The organism is Streptomyces sp. NBC_01546 (assembly GCF_045208355.1).
In the GTDB taxonomy this organism is placed as follows: Bacteria; Actinomycetota; Actinomycetes; order Streptomycetales; family Streptomycetaceae; genus Streptomyces.
Genome location: NZ_CP109379.1, coordinates 1,855,657 through 1,873,651, shown reverse-complemented (window position 1 = coordinate 1,873,651; position 17,995 = coordinate 1,855,657). Strand labels below are relative to the sequence as shown.

12 protein-coding genes, 1 pseudogene and 1 riboswitch are annotated in these 17,995 nt (G+C 72.4%); of the genes and pseudogenes, 8 read left to right on the top strand and 5 right to left on the bottom strand.

The features are described from left to right. From OHA89_RS08920 to OHA89_RS08905, 4 genes are all read left to right on the top strand, one after another. On the top strand, positions 1-2,142 hold the full coding sequence (locus OHA89_RS08920; RefSeq protein WP_406368448.1) for an NHLP family bacteriocin export ABC transporter peptidase/permease/ATPase subunit: 2,142 nt from the start codon (positions 1-3) through the stop codon (positions 2,140-2,142). Between the two features lie 22 nt (positions 2,143-2,164). Continuing rightward, positions 2,165-5,038, top strand: a complete 2,874-nt coding sequence (locus tag OHA89_RS08915) for an NHLP bacteriocin export ABC transporter permease/ATPase subunit (RefSeq protein ID WP_406368446.1) — start codon at positions 2,165-2,167, stop codon at positions 5,036-5,038. A 166-nt stretch (positions 5,039-5,204) separates the two neighbouring features. Further along, positions 5,205-9,122: a Pls/PosA family non-ribosomal peptide synthetase gene (locus tag OHA89_RS08910; RefSeq protein WP_406365832.1), complete on the top strand. Its 3,918-nt coding sequence runs from the start codon at positions 5,205-5,207 to the stop codon at positions 9,120-9,122. A gap of 22 nt (positions 9,123-9,144) precedes the next feature. Further along, positions 9,145-10,497 (top strand): M1 family metallopeptidase, encoded by a 1,353-nt coding sequence (locus OHA89_RS08905; RefSeq protein ID WP_266614073.1) that lies wholly within the window; start codon positions 9,145-9,147, stop codon positions 10,495-10,497. A 75-nt stretch (positions 10,498-10,572) separates the two neighbouring features. Here the strand turns inward: OHA89_RS08905 and OHA89_RS08900 are convergent, their stop codons facing one another. Both OHA89_RS08900 and OHA89_RS08895 read right to left on the bottom strand, forming a co-directional pair. Further along, positions 10,573-11,388: a CbtA family protein gene (locus tag OHA89_RS08900; RefSeq protein ID WP_215145785.1), complete on the bottom strand. Its 816-nt coding sequence runs from the start codon at positions 11,386-11,388 to the stop codon at positions 10,573-10,575. A 12-nt stretch (positions 11,389-11,400) separates the two neighbouring features. Then, a complete protein-coding gene (locus OHA89_RS08895; protein WP_215145784.1) occupies positions 11,401-11,628 on the bottom strand; it encodes a CbtB-domain containing protein in 228 nt (75 codons plus the stop codon). 59 nt (positions 11,629-11,687) lie between these two features. Next, positions 11,688-11,770, bottom strand: a riboswitch (cobalamin riboswitch). Between the two features lie 150 nt (positions 11,771-11,920). Between OHA89_RS08895 and OHA89_RS08890 the strand changes: the two genes are divergently transcribed. Then, a complete protein-coding gene (locus OHA89_RS08890; protein ID WP_406365831.1) occupies positions 11,921-12,493 on the top strand; it encodes a histidine phosphatase family protein in 573 nt (190 codons plus the stop codon). A 173-nt stretch (positions 12,494-12,666) separates the two neighbouring features. On the opposite strand, the gene OHA89_RS08885 is transcribed toward OHA89_RS08890, so the two are convergent. Together OHA89_RS08885 and OHA89_RS08880 are read right to left on the bottom strand one after the other, a co-directional pair. Beyond that, complete coding sequence (locus OHA89_RS08885) at positions 12,667-13,374, bottom strand: response regulator (RefSeq protein WP_406365830.1); 708 nt, start codon at positions 13,372-13,374, stop codon at positions 12,667-12,669. Continuing rightward, the gene (locus OHA89_RS08880) at positions 13,371-14,633 is read right to left on the bottom strand and encodes a sensor histidine kinase (RefSeq protein ID WP_406365829.1); all 1,263 of its coding nucleotides are present in this window, start codon (positions 14,631-14,633) and stop codon (positions 13,371-13,373) included. Before OHA89_RS08880 ends, OHA89_RS08885 begins: the two co-directional genes overlap by 4 nt. Before the next feature lie 142 nt (positions 14,634-14,775). On the opposite strand from OHA89_RS08880, the gene OHA89_RS08875 reads away from it, so the two are divergent. The 3 genes and pseudogenes from OHA89_RS08875 to OHA89_RS08865 form a co-directional block, all read left to right on the top strand. Beyond that, entirely contained in the window at positions 14,776-15,924 is a 1,149-nt protein-coding gene (locus tag OHA89_RS08875; protein ID WP_406365828.1) for a serine hydrolase domain-containing protein, read from the top strand. Positions 15,925-15,986: 62 nt separating this feature from the next. Next, on the top strand, positions 15,987-17,153 hold the full coding sequence (locus OHA89_RS08870; RefSeq protein WP_406365827.1) for a serine hydrolase domain-containing protein: 1,167 nt from the start codon (positions 15,987-15,989) through the stop codon (positions 17,151-17,153). 68 nt (positions 17,154-17,221) lie between these two features. Then, a pseudogene (locus tag OHA89_RS08865) lies at positions 17,222-17,589 on the top strand (flavoprotein); the annotation flags it as partial. 97 nt (positions 17,590-17,686) lie between these two features. Here the strand turns inward: OHA89_RS08865 and OHA89_RS08860 are convergent. Then, positions 17,687-17,833, bottom strand: a complete 147-nt coding sequence (locus tag OHA89_RS08860; RefSeq protein ID WP_266614063.1) for a hypothetical protein — start codon at positions 17,831-17,833, stop codon at positions 17,687-17,689. Positions 17,834-17,995 lie beyond the last annotated feature (162 nt).

Below are 17,995 nucleotides of genomic sequence, written 5' to 3'. Positions count from 1 at the left end.
GTGCGCACCCCCACCGTGCTCCAGATGGAGGCGGTGGAGTGCGGAGCCGCCGCCCTGGCCATGGTCCTCGGCCACTACGGCCGCTTCGTTCCCCTGGAGGAGCTGCGCATCGGCTGCGGAGTCTCCCGCGACGGCTCCCGCGCCAGCAACCTCCTCAAGGCCGCCCGCGGTTACGGGCTGAAGGCCAAGGGCATGCAGATGGACCTGGCCGCGCTCGCCGAGGTGAGCGCCCCTGCCGTCCTCTTCTGGGAGTTCAACCACTACGTCGTCTACGACGGCATGGGCCGCCGCTTCGGCCGCAGGGGCGTGTACGTCAACGACCCCGCCAAGGGTCGCCGGTTCGTCCCCATGGACGAGTTCGACACCAGCTTCACCGGGGTCGTGCTCACCTTCGAGCCCGGCGACGGCTTCCGCCGCGGCGGCCGCAAGCCGGGCGTCCTGGGCGCCATACCGGCCCACCTGCGCGGCACTTCGGGCACCATGGCCGCCGCCGTGATCTCCAGCCTCCTGCTGGTGGCCGTCGGCGCGTCGGTGCCCGCCCTGAGCCGCACGTACATCGACATGTTCCTCATCGGCGAGCAGACCTCCCTGCTGGGCGTGCTGTTCGCGGCCATGGCCGTCACCCTGGTGCTCACCGCCACGCTCACCGCGCTGCAACAGGCCAATCTGCTGCGGGGGCGCATCATCGCCTCCACCCTCGGCAGCGCCCGCTTCCTGCGGCACCTGCTCCGGCTCCCCGTCACCTTCTACTCCCAGCGCAACCCGGCCGACCTCGTGCAGCGCCTGCAGTCCAACGACGCCGTCGCCGAAACCCTCGCCCGGGACCTGGCCGCCGCGGGCGTGGACGCCGTGGTGGTCGTGCTGTACGCCGTGCTGCTGTGGACCTACGACCCGCAGCTCACCGTCGTCGGCGTACTGATCGCGCTGCTCAACGTGGTGGCCATGCGCATCGTGATCCGGCTGAGGGCCACCGGCACCCAGAAGCTGCGCGCCGAGAGCGCCCGGCTGACGAACACCTCCTACAGCGGCCTCCAGCTCATCGAGACGATGAAGGCCACCGGCGGCGAGAACGGCTTCTTCCGCCGCTGGGCCGGACAGCACGCGGTCACCCTCGACGTACAGCAGCGGCTCGGCGTGCCCGGCGCGTGGCTGGCGATCGTCGCGCCCACGCTCGCGGCCCTCAACAGTGCGCTGATCCTGATGATCGGCGGCCTGCGGGCGGTGGAGGGCCACCTCTCCGTCGGTCTGCTCGTCGCCTTCCAGGCCCTGGTGACCAGCTTCACCGCGCCGATCTCCCGGCTGGGCGGCGTCGCCGGACGGATCCAGGACTTCGCGGCCGACGTGGCCCGCCTCAAGGACGTCGAGAACTTTCCCGTCGACCCGGTCTTCTCGCGGCGCGAGCCCGCCGCCGGCACCCGCCGCCTCAAGGGCCACGTGGAACTGGACAACGTCACCTTCGGCTACAGCCCGCTGGACGCGCCGCTGCTCAAGGACTTCTCGCTGGCGGTCGGCCCCGGGCAGCAGGTCGCGCTCGTCGGCGGCTCCGGCAGCGGCAAGTCCACCGTGTCACGGCTGATGTCGGGCCTCCACACCCCCTGGAAGGGGGCCATCCGCATCGACGGGATGCGGCTGGAGGACATCCCGCGCAGCGCGCTCGCCGCCTCCGTCTCCTTCGTCGACCAGGACGTCTTCCTCTTCGAGGGCACCGTCCGCGACAACGTCACGCTGTGGGACCCCTCCATCCCCGACGAGGCCGTCATCGCCGCCCTCGAGGACGCCGCCGTCCACGACGTGGTGGCCCGCCGCCCGGGCGGCATCCACAGCCGCGTGGAGCAGGACGGCCGCAACTTCTCCGGTGGCCAGCGCCAGCGGCTGGAGATCGCCCGGGCACTGGTGCGCCGCCCCAGCGTCATGGTCCTCGACGAAGTGACCAGCGCCCTGGACGCGGTGACCGAACAGGCCGTCATCGACAACCTGCGGCGCCGCGGCTGCGCCTGCGTGGTCATCGCCCACCGGCTGAGCACGGTGCGCGACAGCGACGAGATCGTCGTCCTCGACCGGGGCACCGTCGTGGAACGCGGCCGGCACGAGTACCTGCTCGCCGCGCAGGGCGCGTACGCCGCACTGGTCAAGGAGCACTGAAGTGACGTACGCGCACCAGGCCATGGCCGCCGCACCCTGGGACGGCGCCCCGGGCGGGCCGTACGACCCGGTCGTCGCGGCCCTGGGCCAGCTGGGCTCACCGGTCGACTGCACGGGTCTGCGCAGCCTGTCCCTGGAGGGCCCGCTCGTGCTGTGGCTCGTCGTGCACGGCGAGCTGGACCTCTTCGCCGTCGACGCGGCGCAGGCCGGGCACTGGCACTTCCTGGGCCGGCTGGAGGCGGGCACGTTGCTGCTGGGCCCGGTCGACGGCCCCGAACACACCCTGGTCGCCCGGCCCCTGCAGGGGTGCCTGCTGCGCCGCATCGAGCTGCGGGAGCTGTCCGCCGCGGACTACGGCGCGCCGTACTCCCACGGGTGGACCGACCAGGGGGAGTACGGCGCCCCGGCGGCGCCCCAGCCCAGCCCTCTCGAGGACGCGTTCGCGCGCGGCATCGGCCGCGGCCTGCGCGTGCTCTACCAGGCGCCGCTGGACGGCCGCGCCGCCACCGGGCCGGGCGAGGCCGACGACGACATCCTGTGGATGCAGGTCACCCCTGGCAGCGTGCGGTACGGCGCCCTGTATCAAGGGGACACGGCCGAGCAGGGCACGGCCGGCACCCTCCTCGTCGACCCGGCGATGTGGCAGGGCATGGTCGACCAGCAGTACCGGCTGCTGTACGCCCTGGACCGCTCGATCGAGGAGCTCGAGCGCGCCCACGAGGACCGCATGGCGGCCGGCATCGAGGCCGGCCAGGCAGCCCGAACCCAGGCGGACCGGACGCTGCTGGCCTCCATCGGCCGCTCGGGCGGCCGTTCCCGTCACCGGGGCGCGAGCGTCGACGCGACCCTCGCCGTGTGCCGCCTGGTCGCCGAAGAGGCCCGCATCACCCTGACCGAACCGGGCGGGGCGGGCGCGGATTCCGAGCGGACCGACCCCGTCGAACGCATCGCGCTCGGCTCCCGGGTGCGCACCCGCGTGGTCAGGCTCAGCGGGCGCTGGTGGCGGGAGAACAGCGGGCCCCTGGTGGGCCGGCGCGAGAAGGACGGCACCCCGGTGGCCCTGCTGTGGCGGCGCGGCCGCTACGAGGCGGTCGACCCCGCCACCGGCACGCGCGAGCGCATCGACCGCAGTGGTGAGGCCGCCTTCGAACCGCGCGCCGTCATGTTCTACCGCCCGCTGCCCGACGGGCGGGTGGGCCTGCCGGCCCTGCTCCGCTTCAGCCTGCGCGGCACCCTGCCGGAGCTGCGCAGCCTGGCCCTGGGCGGGCTGGTCGCCGTGGTCCTGGGCGCACTGGTGCCCATCGCCACCGGCCGGGTGCTCGGCCGGTACGTCCCCCAGGCCGAGAACAGCCTCATCGTGCAGACCGCGCTGGGACTCATCGCGACCGGCGTCGTCGCGGCCGCCTTCATGCTGCTGCAGAACATGTCGATCCTGCGCCTGGAGGGCCGTATCGAGGCCACCTTGCAGCCGGCGGTGTGGGACCGGCTGCTGAGGCTGCCGACGCGGTTCTTCAGCGGCCGCTCCACCGGCGAACTGGCCAGTGCGGCCATGGGCATCAGCGCCATCCGCGGCATGCTGTCCGGGATCGGCTCGGTCTGCGTACAGGCCGGCGCCGTCGCCGCGATGAACCTCGTCCTGCTGCTCGTCTACAGCGTGCCGCTGGCGATGGCGGCGCTCGCCATGCTCGTCGTCGTCGCGGCGGTGTTCCTGGGCCTGGGGCTGTGGCAGCTGCGCTACCAGCGCCGGCTGGTCAGACTCGGCAACCAGCTCAACAACCAGGCCTTCCAGACCCTGCGCGGGCTGCCCAAGCTGCGCGTCGCCGCGGCCGAGAGCTTCGCCTACGCCGCCTGGGCAAAGGAGTTCGCCCGTACCCGCGAACTGCATCAGCGCGTCGGCCGGGTACAGAACGTGACCACCGTGCTGGGCGCGGTGTACCTGCCGCTGTGCACGCTGGTGATGTTCGCGCTGTTGGCCGGACCGGCCCGCGGCGCCATGTCCGCTGCCGAGTTCCTCACCTTCAGCACCGCGCTGACCATGCTGATGTCCTCGGTCACGCAGCTGACCGGCGCACTCATTTCGGTCGCCGCGGTGCTGCCGATGTTCGAGCAGGTCAGACCGCTCCTGCGGGAGGCCCCCGAGGCCGGCCGTGCCAGCATCCGACCGGGCGAGCTGACCGGCGCGGTCGAAGCCAAGAACCTGTCCTTCCGCTACGCCGACGACGGCCCGCCGGTACTCGACGGCATCGACTTCCAGGTGCGGCAGGGGGAGTTCGTCGCGATCGTCGGGGCCAGCGGATGCGGCAAGTCGACCCTGCTGCGGCTGCTCATCGGCTTCGACAAGCCCGCCACCGGCAGCGTGCTGTACGACGGCCAGGACCTGGCGGCACTCGACCAGGCGGCCGTGCGCCGCCAGTGCGGCGTCGTCCTGCAGAACGCCCAGCCCTTCACCGGCTCGATCCTCGACTGCATATGCGGCGCCGAGGCGTTCTCGCTCGAGGAGGCGTGGGAGGCGGCCGCGATGGCCGGACTGGCCGAGGACATCAAGGCCATGCCGATGGGCATGCACACCATGCTGTCCGACGGCGGCGGCACCGTCTCTGGCGGCCAGCGCCAGCGGCTGATGATCGCCCAGGCCCTCATCCGCAAGCCCCGCGTCCTGTTCTTCGACGAGGCCACCAGTGCGCTGGACAACGAGGCCCAGCGCGTGGTCATCGAATCCACCCGCGCCCTGCACGCCACCCGCATCGTGATCGCCCACCGGCTGTCCACGATCATGGACGCCGACCGGGTGATCGCCATGGCGGACGGCCGGATCGTCCAGCAGGGCACCCCCGCCGACCTGCTCGCCGACACGAGCGGCCTGTTCCACGAACTGGTCCGCCGCCAGCTCAGCTGACCCGCCTCGATACCGTCCTTTCCCGGCCACGCGCAAGGGTTCAACCAGAAAAATCTCGATGACGCACTAGAATGGAGGGTTGTTTGGCGTCGGACCGGAACAACCCGGGCAATCCCGGGCTCCGCCGGCGACCCGGGACGCATCCGGGAACGAGACGCGAGGGCCGATGGCAGCCACACCTGAGCACGGTGAACTCACTCTGCTCGACGACGGGGCAGTGCTCGACGGAGAAGCGCTCGAGGAGTCCGGTAAATCCGCCCGGTTCTCCGCCGGGCCCGCCGCCCCGCCGCGCACCCTCGTCGACATCCTCGAGGCCTCCGTTCGGGCGTACCCCGACGAGCCCGCCCTGGACGACGGCGCCGCCCAGCTGACCTACCGGGCGCTGGCCGCCGAGGTCGAGCGCAGGCGGCGCGCCCTCGCGGCCGCCGGAGTGGGGCTCGGCGACCGGGTCGGCGTACGCGTGCCGTCCGGGACCAACGAGCTGTACGTGGCCATCCTCGCCGTACTCGCCGCGGGCGCCGCCTATGTGCCGGTCGACGCCGAGGACCCGGACGAGCGGGCCGAGCTGGTCTTCGGCGAGGCCGGGGTGCGGGCGGTGCTGGGCGCCGGACAGCGCATCGACGTCACCGCACCCGCCGACGCCGCCCCCGCCGCCCGGCCCGGCCCCGAGCACGACGCGTGGATCATCTTCACCTCCGGCTCCACCGGCAAGCCCAAGGGCGTCGCCGTCAGCCACCGCAGCGCCGCCGCCTTCGTGGACGCCGAGGCCGCGCTGTTCCTCGCCGAGGAGCCGATCGGACCCGGCGACCGGGTCATGGCCGGACTGTCCGTCGCCTTCGACGCCTCCTGCGAGGAGATGTGGCTGGCCTGGCGCTACGGCGCCTGCCTCGTGCCCGTCCCCCGCTCCCAGGTGCGCAGCGGCGCCGACCTCGGCCCCTGGCTGGTGGAACAGGAGATCACCGTGGTCTCCACCGTGCCCACCCTGGCCGCCCTCTGGGAGCCCGAGGCCCTCAACGAGGTCCGGCTGCTGATCTTCGGCGGCGAGGCCTGCCCGCCCGAGCTGACCCAGCGCCTGGTCACCGAGGGCCGCGAGGTCTGGAACACGTACGGCCCCACCGAGGCCACCGTCGTCGCCTGCGCCTCGCTCCTGACCGGCGAGGAGCCGATCCGGATCGGCCTCCCGCTGAACGGCTGGGAACTGGCCGTGGTCGACGAGTCCGGCGAGCCCGTGCCGATGGGCGGCAGCGGCCAGCTCGTCATCGGCGGCGTCGGCCTCGCCCGCTACCTGGACCCCGAGAAGGACGCCGAGAAGTACGCCCCGCTCGAATCCCTCGGCTGGGAGCGCGCCTACCGCAGCGGCGACCTCGTCCGCGCGGAACCGGAAGGGCTGGTCTTCCTCGGCCGCGGTGACGAGCAGATCAAGCTCGGCGGCCGCCGGATCGAGCTGGGCGAGGTGGACGCCGCGCTGCAGGCCCTGCCCTGCGTCGCCGGCGCGGCCGCCGCCGTACGCACGGCACGCAGCGGCAACCAGCTGCTCGTCGGCTACCTGGTCACCCAGGAGGGCTGGGACCACGCGGAGGCGGTGACGCGGCTGCGCGCCGAGCTGCCCGCGGCCCTCGTACCGCTGCTCGCACCGGTCGAGGAGCTGCCGACCCGTACCTCCGGCAAGGTGGACCGGGACGCGCTGCCCTGGCCGCTGCCCGAACTCGAGACCACCGGCCCCGCCGAGCAGCTGTACGGCACCGAGGCCTGGCTCGCCGAGCAGTGGAGCGAGACCCTCGGCGTGGCCGTCACCGGCGCCGCCGACGACTTCTTCGCGATCGGCGGCAGCAGCCTCGCCGCCGCCCAGCTCACCACCCGGCTGCGCTCCCGCTACCCGCGCGCGGCCGTACTCGACATCTACCAGCAGCCCACCCTGCGCAAGCTCGCCCGGCGGCTGGAGAAGTCCGTACGGGACGACGACGCGGCCCGGACCGTCGCCCCGGTCCCGCTCCGCTCCAAGGTGATCCAGTCGCTCCTGCTGCTCCCGCTGTTCACCCTGGTCGGCCTGCGCTGGACGGTGGCGCTGCTGGCCCTGGGCAACGTGCTGCACTGGTTCGGCCCCTACCCGTGGGCCCCGGCCGCCTCCTGGTGGCTCGTCGCCGCCGGTACGGCACTGCTCTACAGCCCTCCGGGCCGCCTCGCGATCGCGGCGGGCGGCGCACGCCTGCTGCTGCGCGGCGTGAAGGCGGGCCGCTACCCCCGCGGCGGAAGCGTCCACCTGAGGCTGTGGACGGCCGAGCGGCTGGCCGAGTACGTCGGCGCGACCCAGCTCACCGGCTCCTGGCTGGAGCGCTACGGCCGGGCCCTCGGCGCCAAGATCGGCCCCGAGGTGGACCTGCACTCGCTGCCGCCGGTCACGGGCATGCTCAAGCTGGGCCGCGGCTGCGCCGTGGAATCCGAGGTGGACCTCTCCGGGCACTGGCTGGACGGGGACCGGCTCGAGATCGGCCCGGTCAAGGTCGGCGCGGGCGCCGTCGTCGGCACCCGCAGCATCCTCTTCCCCGGCGCGCGGGTCGGCAAGCGGGCCGAGGTGGCCCCCGGCTCCGCCGTGGTCGGACAGATCCCGACCGGCCAGCGCTGGGCCGGAGCGCCCGCCGGCAAGCTCGGCAAGGCCAAGCGGAACTGGCCCAAGGAACGCCCGCCGCGCGGGCTCTTCTGGCGTGCCGCATACGGGGCGGCCGGCTTCTGCCTCACGGCCCTGCCCGTGCTCGCCACCCTGCCCGCCCTGCTCGTGGTGAGCCGGTTCGTGCCCGCCGACGCCGGGCTCGTCCCGGCCCTGCGCGGAGCGTTGCTCGCGGTGGTGCCCGGGGCGCTCGCCTTCGGATTCGCGTACGCGCTGCTCCTGCTGGTCTTCGTACGCCTCCTCAGCCTCGGGCTGCGCACGGGAAACCATCCGACGCACAGCCGGGTCGGCTGGCAGGCCTGGACGGTCACCCAGCTCATGGACCTGTCCCGGGAGACGCTCTTCCCGCTGTACGCCGGGCTGATCACACCGGTGTGGCTGCGGCTGCTCGGCATGAAGATCGGCCGGGGCGCGGAGGTGTCCACCGTGCTCGCGCTGCCGAGCCTCACCACGGTGGGCGAGGGCGCGTTCCTCGCCGACGACACCCTGACCGCCCCCTATGAACTGGGCGGCGGCTGGATGCGGATCGGACACTCCGAGATCGGCCGCCGGGCGTTCCTCGGCAACTCCGGAATGACCGCGCCGGGCCGCACCGTCCCGGACGACGGGCTGGTCGGCGTCCTGTCCGCCACGCCGAAGAAGGCCAAGAAGGGCAGCTCCTACCTGGGCCTGCCGCCCGTCCGGCTGCCGCGCTCCGCCGCGGACTCCGACGCGAGCCGGACCTACGATCCGCCCGCGCGGCTGCTGTGGGCGCGCGGCCTGGTGGAGCTGTGCCGGCTCGTCCCGGTGTTCTGCTCGGCCGCCCTGGCCGTACTGACCGTGGCCGCGCTCTGCGCGCTGATCACGACGAGCGGCCTCGGGATCTGGGGCACCGCGCTGCTGTCCGGAGCGGTCCTGGTCGCCGCCGGTGTGGCCGCGTGCGTGGTCTCCGTGGCCGCGAAGTGGCTGCTGGTGGGCCGCCACCGGGCGGGGGAGCACCCGCTGTGGAGCGGCTTCGTATGGCGCAACGAGCTGGCCGACACCTTCGTCGAGGTCCTGGCCGTGCCGTGGCTGGCCGGATCGGTGCCCGGCACGCCGGTGCTGGCCCTGTGGCTGCGCTCGCTCGGTGCCCGGATCGGCCGGGGCGTGTGGTGCGAGAGCTACTGGCTGCCCGAGACGGACCTGGTGGTGCTGGGCGACGGGGTCAGCGTGAACCGTGGCTGTGTGTTGCAGACGCACCTCTTCCACGACCGGATCTTGAGGACGGATACTGTGGTCCTCCGTGAGGGCGCCACCCTGGGCCCGGGCGGAATCGTCCTGCCCGGGAGTACGGTCGGGGCGCGCAGCACCCTGGGTCCCGCCTCCCTCGTGATGGCCGGGGAATCCGTGCCCGCCGACTCCCGCTGGCTGGGCAATCCGATCGAGGCGTGGCGGTCCTGACAGGGCCAGAACGGAAGCGGCAGTGAACGGCCAGCAGACAGCGGTATCGGACCCGTACTTTCCGGCCAACGGCGACTCCCGTTACCGCGTGCACCGGTACGAACTCGCTCTGGAATACCGGCCCGGCCCCAACCGGCTGGCCGGGACGGCCCGGCTCAGCGCGATCGCCGGGCGGGCGCCGCTCTCCGAGTTCCACCTGAACCTGGCCGATTTCAAAATAGGCCGCGTCCTCCTGAACGGCCGGGCCCCGCTCTACACGCACCGGGGCGGCAAGCTCCGCGTCCGGCCGGCCAAGCCGCTGCCCGCCGGCGCCGCCTTCACCGTGGAGGTGCACTGGGCGGGCAACCCCAAGCCGGTGCGCAGCCCCTGGGGCGGCCTCGGCTGGGAGGAACTGACCGACGGCGCGCTGGTGGCCAGCCAGCCGGTCGGCGCGCCCTCCTGGTACCCGTGCAACGACCGCCCCGGCGACAAGGCCTCGTACCAGATCTCGGTCAACACGCCCTCCCCCTACACGGTGGTGGCGGGCGGCCGGCTGCTCACCCGGACCACGAAGGCCAGCACGACCACCTGGGTGTACGAGCAGTCCGCGCCGACCTCCAGCTACCTGGTCGGCCTGTCCATCGGCATGTACCAGACGGTGCTGCTCGGCGACCCCGGGCTCGGCGGCGTTCCGCAGAGCGCCCACGTGCCGGCGCACCTGCTGGCGCGGTTCTCCCGCGACTTCGCCCGGCAGCCCGCCATGATGCAGCTGTTCGAGGAACTGTTCGGGCCCTACCCCTTCGGCGAGTACGCGGTGGTCGTCGCCGACGAGGAACTGGACGTCCCGGTGGAGGCCCAGGGCCTCTCCACGTTCGGCGTCAACCACGTCGACGGCGTCCGCGGTTCGGAGCGGCTCATCGCCCACGAGCTGGCGCACCAGTGGTTCGGCAACAGCGTGACCATCGCCGACTGGCGGCACATCTGGCTGAACGAGGGCTTCGCGAAGTACGCCGAATGGCTCTGGTCGGAGCGCTCCGGCGGCCGCACCGCGCACGAGCTGGCCGCCACCGCGCACCGGCTGCTGGCCTCGCAGCCGCAGGACCTCCGGCTGGTCGACCCGGGCCGCAAGCTGATGTTCGACGACCGCCTGTACCAGCGCGGGGGGCTCGCCGTGCACGCGATCCGCCGCGCCCTGGGCGACGCCGCGTTCTTCCGCATGCTGCGCGACTGGGCCACCGTGCACCGGCACGGTGTGGTGACCACCGGCAACTTCACCGGCCATGTGGCCCGCTACGCGACCGAGCCGATGGACGACCTGTTCTCGGCCTGGCTGTACGAGCCGTCCCTCCCGCCGCTCCCGATGCCGCCGATGCCGCTGCGTCCGCCGCTGACTTAGGACGTGCGACGGCATGACACTGCCCCGCCACCCACAAGGGGTGGCGGGGCAGTGTCATGCCGCGCCGGAGGCCAGTCAGCCGAGGGCGGGCGTCCGTTGCGGTACGGCCGCATCGGCGTCGGCCGTACGTGTGGCCAGGAGCCGCTGGGCCAGAACGCCGAACACGATGGCGAACACCGCCCAGAGCACGACCTGGACGGCCAGCGAGGCGACCCGGAACTCCCACAACAGGGCTGCGGGGAAGCCGGGCTTGATCGCGTCGTCGTTGTCCGGCAGGAACGCGAACGCGAGGCCGACGGCGACGACGAAGCCGGCACCGGCGGCCAGGGTCGCGTTCCAGTTGCCCAGACGCGGAGCCAGGCGCCGGCCCGCGATGATCGCGCCGACGCCGAGGAGCACGCTGAGCAGGATCATCAGGAAGAACAGCGTGGTGCGCTGCCCGATGGTGTCCGGGTTTCCGACCGCCGGGGGAGTGGCCGGGTACTTCAGGAACGGCACCAGGTAGACGGTGGCGAAGGCCGCCGCCGCGGTCAGGGCCGCCGTCGCACGCGGGCTGAACCGGCCCACGCGCCCCAGGGCGAAGGAGAACGCCAGGGAGGCGATGCCGCCCAGGGCGACACCGTAGACGAGGACACCGGTGGCCAGACCGGCCGTCGACTGCACCGGCCGGCTGACCAGTTCCTCTTCCTCCTCGGCGGCCTCGCCCGCGGCGCCGCCGTGCCCGGCGTGCGCGCCCGCCGCGTCCTGGGCGGCCTGCGCCTCCTCCACCGCGATAGAGCCGTTGACGGGAGGCTCACCCACGACGTAGGCGACGGTGAAGGCGAAGAGCCCGGCGATCAGGCCCGCGAGCATGCCGCGGACCAGGAGCCCTCTGACAGTTGAGGCGTACATGTGCATTGCCTCTCAGTGGCAGGGGAATCCGAGCAGGTGACGACCGTCGTGCACCCACTCGTGCACTCCGGCGCCGGAGAACACGGAGGTGGCGCCCTGCTCGGCGCCGACGAAGTACAGGGCGACGAGCATCAGAAGGCCGACGAAAAGCGCCCAGGGCAGTACCGCGCGCACGGGCAGCGGAGCCGGCAGGGAGCCGGAAGGGGTGGGTATGGCGGTGGAGACGACGGCCTCGGCCATGGTGGAACCTCCTCGGGGAACACGCGTCCCATACGGTGGTGCAGGACGACGGGCCCCGGGTCTGACTCGCCGCGGCGCACCCCGTGGGGGAGTCACCGCAGCACACAGTGGCGCGACCATGCCGGATTCGCACCGGACTTCCGTCTCGCCGTCGTCACTTTGTTGAAATGTCGCCTGACGGTACCGCGCGCCGCCCACATCGCCAAGGGCGTGAGGCCCGCATCACTCGCGCACGCCCCCTGGATAGAGTGCCGGCCTGAAACTGCCGACGACCGCAACCGCAAAGGATCCGATGACAGTCCGGCTGACGCTGATCTCCCCCGCGACGAGCGAAGCACTGCGAGATGTCCGGTTCGACGACCAGAGCCCCCTCGATTCCGCGGGAATCGCTCGCGCCGAGGCCGCCGCAGCCACCCTCAACTCGCCCGCACGCACCTACGTTTCCCCCTCTCCCCGCTGCCGCCAGACCGCCCGGGCTCTAGGCCTCCGGCCGGAGCCGTCATCCGGCCTGGCCGCCTGCGACATGGGGCGCTGGCGGGGGCAGACCCTGGACGCCGTCGCAGCCGCAGAGGAGGAAGCCGTTGCCGCCTGGCTGTCGGATCCGACGGCTGCACCACACGGCGGGGAATCGCTGCGCGACGTACGCCTGCGGGTCGGCGCCTGGCTCGACGCCCTGGCCGACGGGGACCGGTCCGAGCACATCACGGCCGTAGCCGAACCGGACGTGATCCGCGCCGCCGTGCTCCACGCCCTCACCGCGCCCGACGAGATGTTCTGGCGCATGGACATCCGCCCCCTCACCGCAACCCACCTCACGGGCCGCGTCCATCGGTGGAACCTGCGCATCGGCAGCACGCTGGAGTAGACGATTGCAGAGGCGAAGTCACGTCGGGGGCGAGGACCCGTCAACTGCAGCGAGTCGCGAGCCGTCAGCGACCGTCTTGCTGGGCGGGCTTGAGGAGCGAGTGCTCCTCGGTGGCGGTGGCGGTGGCGGTGGCGGTGGCGGTGGCGGCGGTGGCGCGTCGGAGCGGAAGCCGGTCAGCCGGCGAAGCCCGGGACCACCAGGCCGGACTCGTACGCGATCACGACCGCATGGGTCCGGTTCTGCGCGCCGAGCTTGGTCAGCACGTTGCCGACGTGGGTCTTGACCGTCTCCAGGCTCACCGTGAGGGACTCCGCGATCTCCGGATTGGAGAGCCCGGTGGCCATCAGGCGCAGCACCTCCTCCTCCCGGCCGGTCAGGGCGGCCTTCGGCAGGGCCTCGGCGGAGCCCAGCGGGCGGGGGGCGACCATGCGGCCCAGTGCGGCCGGGAAGAGGACCGCTTCGCCGGCCGCCACCACCCGTACAGCCTCGGCGATCCGGCGGACCGGGAGGCGTTTGAGTACGAAGCCGCTGGCGCCCGCGCTGAGGGCGGCGGTGACGTAGCCGTCGTTCTCGAAGGTGGTGATCACCACGACCTTCGGCGGGTCGGCCGCTTCGGCCAGCAGGTGGCGGGTGGCTTCGATCCCGTTGCGACGCGGCATCCGCACGTCCATCAGGACCACGTCCGGCCGCAGGCTCAGCGCCCGTTCGACGGCCTCGACGCCGTCGGCGGCCTCGCCGACCACCGTGATCCCCGGCTGTGCGGCGAGCAGCATGCGCAGGCCGCTGCGGGTCACCTCGTCGTCGTCCGCGATCAGGAGGGTGACGGCGGGGCTGGTGACGGCGGGTAGGGGCGTGCCTTCGCCCGTGCCGGAATCACTCACTCCGACCCCCGTACCGACACCTGTACCGGCAGCCGGCAGGCCAGCCGCCAGTGCTGCGGCCCGTCCGGGCCGGCCTCGAACTCACCGTGCAGCAGCCGTACGCGCTCGGCCAGTCCGGGCAGGCCGTGGCCGGAGGTCGGGAAGGCACCCGGGCCCTTGCCGGTGCTCGTCCCCGCCCCGGTCCGGTTGACCACCGTGAGATCCAGTCCGTCCGGCCCGGCCGCCACCCGCACCTCGATCGGGCCACCCGCCCCGTGGCGCAGCGCGTTCGTCAGCCCCTCCTGGAGGATCCGGTACGCCGCCCGGGAGAGCGTCCCCTGCACCTGCGCCAGCTCGCCCGACAGCTCCGGTTCCACCACCGCCCCCGCGTGCCGCAGGCGGTCCAGCAGCTCGGGGAGGTCGGCCAGGGTCCGGGTGGGCGCCGTTCCCGACTGTTCCTCGCGCAGGACCCCGAGTACGTAGTCCAGGTCCTCCAGCGCGGCCCGCGTCGACTCCTCGATGCTGCGCATGGCGGCCCGCGCCGCCGCCGGGTCGGCGGAGAGCATCTCGCCCGCCACCGCCGCCTGGATGGTGGCCGCCGTCAGCGTGTGCCCGATCGAATCGTGCAACTCGTGGGCTATCCGGTTGCGTTCGGCCAGCTGCAGTTCCCGCTCGGCGGCCAGCGCGAGCCGTTCGGCCGACGACGGCCCCAACAGCCTCGGCGCCAGCCACCGCAGAGCGTTCGTCACCACCACGCAGACGGCCGCCGCCAGCAGCAGGCAGGCCAGCGCCACCGCCCAGCTGCCCCAGCCACCCTCCGCCCGCACCGACCAGCCGAACAGACTCAGCTCCGCCTCGGAGCGGAGCCAGCCCCCCGGCAGGGTCAGGCCCGCGATGATCAGCACGCCGCTCACCAGCGCCCCCGTCCACCCGACGGCCACGTGCAGCACCAGCCAGAGCGGGGTCCGCCAGCGGTCGAGGCCGAGCGAACCGGAAGTCCGGCGACCGGTCGCCGGATCCGGCAGCGGCACCCGCAGCATCCGGCGGGCGGACACGACCAGCGCCCGCCGTACGGAGCGCGCCAGTCCGACCACACCGACCAGCACCGCCCAGACCAGTAGGACCAGGACGATCTGCACGCTCTCGGGAGCGGATTGCCACGACAGCGTCGGCAACAGGGCGAAAGGCAGCAGCGGAAGGCTCGCCAGAGCGCCGCAATAGGCGAACAGCACACCCGAATACGTGGAGCCGCGCAGCAGCGGCCGAATTCCCCTGATCATGATCGCCAGTATCGCCGGGCCGCCCACCGGCAGCCTCCCCCGATCGGGGGAGCCATTTCTCCCGCATTCCCGCGATGCGGTCACAGGGCCCTGGAAACCAGGATCGTGCCCCGACCAAACGATTCTTCCCAGGAGTTGACTCATGCGTACTCAGACCCGGCAGCAGGGCGGCGGGCGGCGACGAGCCGTGTCGGCCGCGACCGCGGTGGCCATCGGCGTCATGACGCTGGGCGCCCTCGCCCCGCCCTCGGTCTCCGCCGCCGCCAGGCCGGACGCCGTCCAGCAGAGTCTGAACGCGCTGGTGCGCGACGACGGGATGCCCGCCGCGTTGGCGAGCGTCCAGGACCGTGACGGCCGCACCCGCACCTACACCGCAGGGGTCGGCGACCTGGCCACCGGCTCGAAGGTGCCCAGGGACGGCCAGGTACGGATCGGCAGCAACACCAAGGCGTTCACCGCGGTGGTGGTCCTGCAGCTGGTCGGCGAAGGAAAGATCGGCCTCGACACCATGGTGGACGACTACCTGCCCGGACTCGTCCGCGGAGAGGGGATCGACGGACGCCACATCACGGTCCGCCAGCTCCTCCAGCACACCAGCGGACTCCCCGACTACGGCGTCCACGTCGACGACGACGAGATCAGGAACCGGTACCTCGAACCCCGCGAGCTGCTCGACATCGCCCTCCGGTACAAGGCCGACGCGGCTCCGGGGGAGACGTGGGGATACAGCAACACCAACTACCTCCTGGCCGGCCTGATCGTCCAGAAGGTCACCGGCCGCCCCCTCGCCGAGGAGATGGACCGGCGCATCATCAAGCGCATCGGGCTGCGCCACACCTACTTCCCCGCCCCCGGAGAGATGACCATCCGAGAGCTGCACCCCCGGGGCTACCACCGCAACCCGGCGGACGGACCGCTGCGCGACTTCACGGAGATGGACCCCTCCTGGGGCTGGGCCGCAGGCCAGTTGATCTCCACCAACTCCGACCTCAACCGCTTCTTCACCGCGCTCCTCGCCGGCCGCCTCCTCCCGGCGGCCCAGCTCGCCGAGATGCGCACGACGGTCCCCGCCGGTACCTCAGGCCTCCGCTACGGGCTGGGTCTCACGAGCAGGCCGCTGTCGTGCGGCGGCGTCTACTGGGGCCACGGCGGCGACATCGCGGGGTACGAGACCCGGGGCGGCGTCACCGACGACGGCCGCGCAGCCAACGTCGCGGTCACGAGCATCCCCACGGACGATTCGGCCGCGCAGCACGTGAAGGACGCCGTGGACAGGGCCCTGTGCGGATGAATCAGGCATCCGGCGACCCGGCGACCCGAACGATGATCCAACGATTCCTCAGGAGTTGACTCATGCGTGGACAGACACGGCAAAGGCTTCGCCTGCCGCGCCGGCAGCAGGGCACGCGGCGACGAGCCCTGCCCGCCGCAGCCGCGGTGGCCATCGGCGTCATGACGCTGGGCGCCCTCGCCCCGCCCGCCGCCTCCGCCGCCAGGCCGGACGCCGTCCAGCAGAGCTTGAACGCGCTGGTGCGCGACGACGGGATGCCCGCCGCGTTGGCGAGCGTCCAGGACCGTGACGGCCGCACCCGCACCTACACCGCAGGGGTCGGCGACCTGGCCACCGGCTCGAAGGTGCCCAGGGACGGCCAGGTACGGATCGGCAGCAACACCAAGGCGTTCACCGCGGTGGTGGTCCTGCAGCTGGTCGGCGAAGGAAAGATCGGCCTCGACACCATGGTGGACGACTACCTGCCCGGACTCGTCCGCGGAGAGGGGATCGACGGACGCCACATCACGGTCCGCCAGCTCCTCCAGCACACCAGCGGACTCCCCAACTACAGCAACCACCTCGGGGACGACGTCCGTTACTACGCCCCCCGCGAACTGGTCGACACAGCCCTCCGGCACCCGGCGGACTTTGCCCCCGGAACGAGTTGGAAGTACAGCAACACCAACTACGTGCTCGCCGGCCTGATCGTCCAGAAGGTCACCGGCCGCCCCCTGGCCGAGGAGATCGACCGGCGCATCATGAAGCGCATCGGGCTGCGCCACACCTACTTCCCCGCCCCCGGTGACGCGAGCATCCGGGAACCCCACCCTCACGGCTACTACCGGGAACCGGCGGACGGACCGCTGCGCGACATCACGGAGATCGACCCCTCCTGGGGCTGGGCGGCAGGCCAGATGGTCTCCACCAACTCCGACCTCAACCGCTTCTTCAGCGCACTCCTGGCCGGCCACCTCCTGCCCCCGGCCCAACTCGCCCAGATGCGCTCCACCGTCCCCGCCGAAGCCACCTTCGGCCCCGGCGCCCGCTACGGACTCGGACTCGTCAGCAGGCCGCTGCCGTGCGGCGGTCTCTCCTGGGGCCACGGCGGCAGCTTCCCGGGGTACGAAACCCGCGGCGGCGCCACCGACGACGGCCGTGCCACCAACATCGCGGTCACCATGCAACTCACCGACGAGGCGGGCCGGAGAAATCTCGAACGCGCAGTGGACACCGCCCTGTGCCGCTGAACCCGACCAAGGGCCTTCCGTGAAAACGACCGATGGGTCCGACATGGCGTCGGGCCCATCGGCCTCACGTGAAGTCCGTCTGGCGCGCGCCCAGCGATGTACGGTCCTCCCCGACCGCCGACGCGATCGCCGTCGCCCCGGCCACCTTCAACACGGTCAACAAGTGGGCGGCCGGATTCGCGGACAGCCTCGCCCTCGGTATCCGCCGCGAGGCTCCGGGCATGGGCATTCCCACCGCCTGCCCTACGCGAACACCGCCCTCGCTGCCCACCGTGCGTATCGGCGCAGCGTTGATGAGCTGCGTGAGATGGGCGTGATGTTCGGCAGCTACATGCCGCATCGCCCGAAGTCCGGTGGCGGTGGTGACCGCTTCCTCTGGGAGGAGGCTGTTGACCTCCTTGCGTCGAACTTCCCGCACTTGGCGCGTCAGCGGTGACGTCGGCATGGCCACCCTCGAGGGCAGCGCCGTCCGGTCTTGCCCCACAGGGCTGGGCTCTGTCAGGACAGGTCGGTCTAGATGCAATGCCAGTGACTTAGAGTGGTTTGCGCTGCTTGTTGGCGGAGACGGTGCGGTAGTGCGGTGCGATCCGGACTGCCTCGGCGGGGTCGCGGGTGGGTTGTGGCCAGTTCCGGTGCGGGATGCGTTTGAGTTTGTAGTTGGACATCTTGCGTTTGACCACGCGGCGGTTGCTGCGTCGTCGCCGTCTCGGCAGGAGCCGGGCCAGGATCTCACGGACCCTGTCGAGCAGTGCGTCGGCTATCGCGCAGGGGGAAAGCGCGACCTGCCGTGCCTGGCACACGGCTCAGGGCGGCGCCACGTCTCCCGAGCGCGCGGCGCGGCA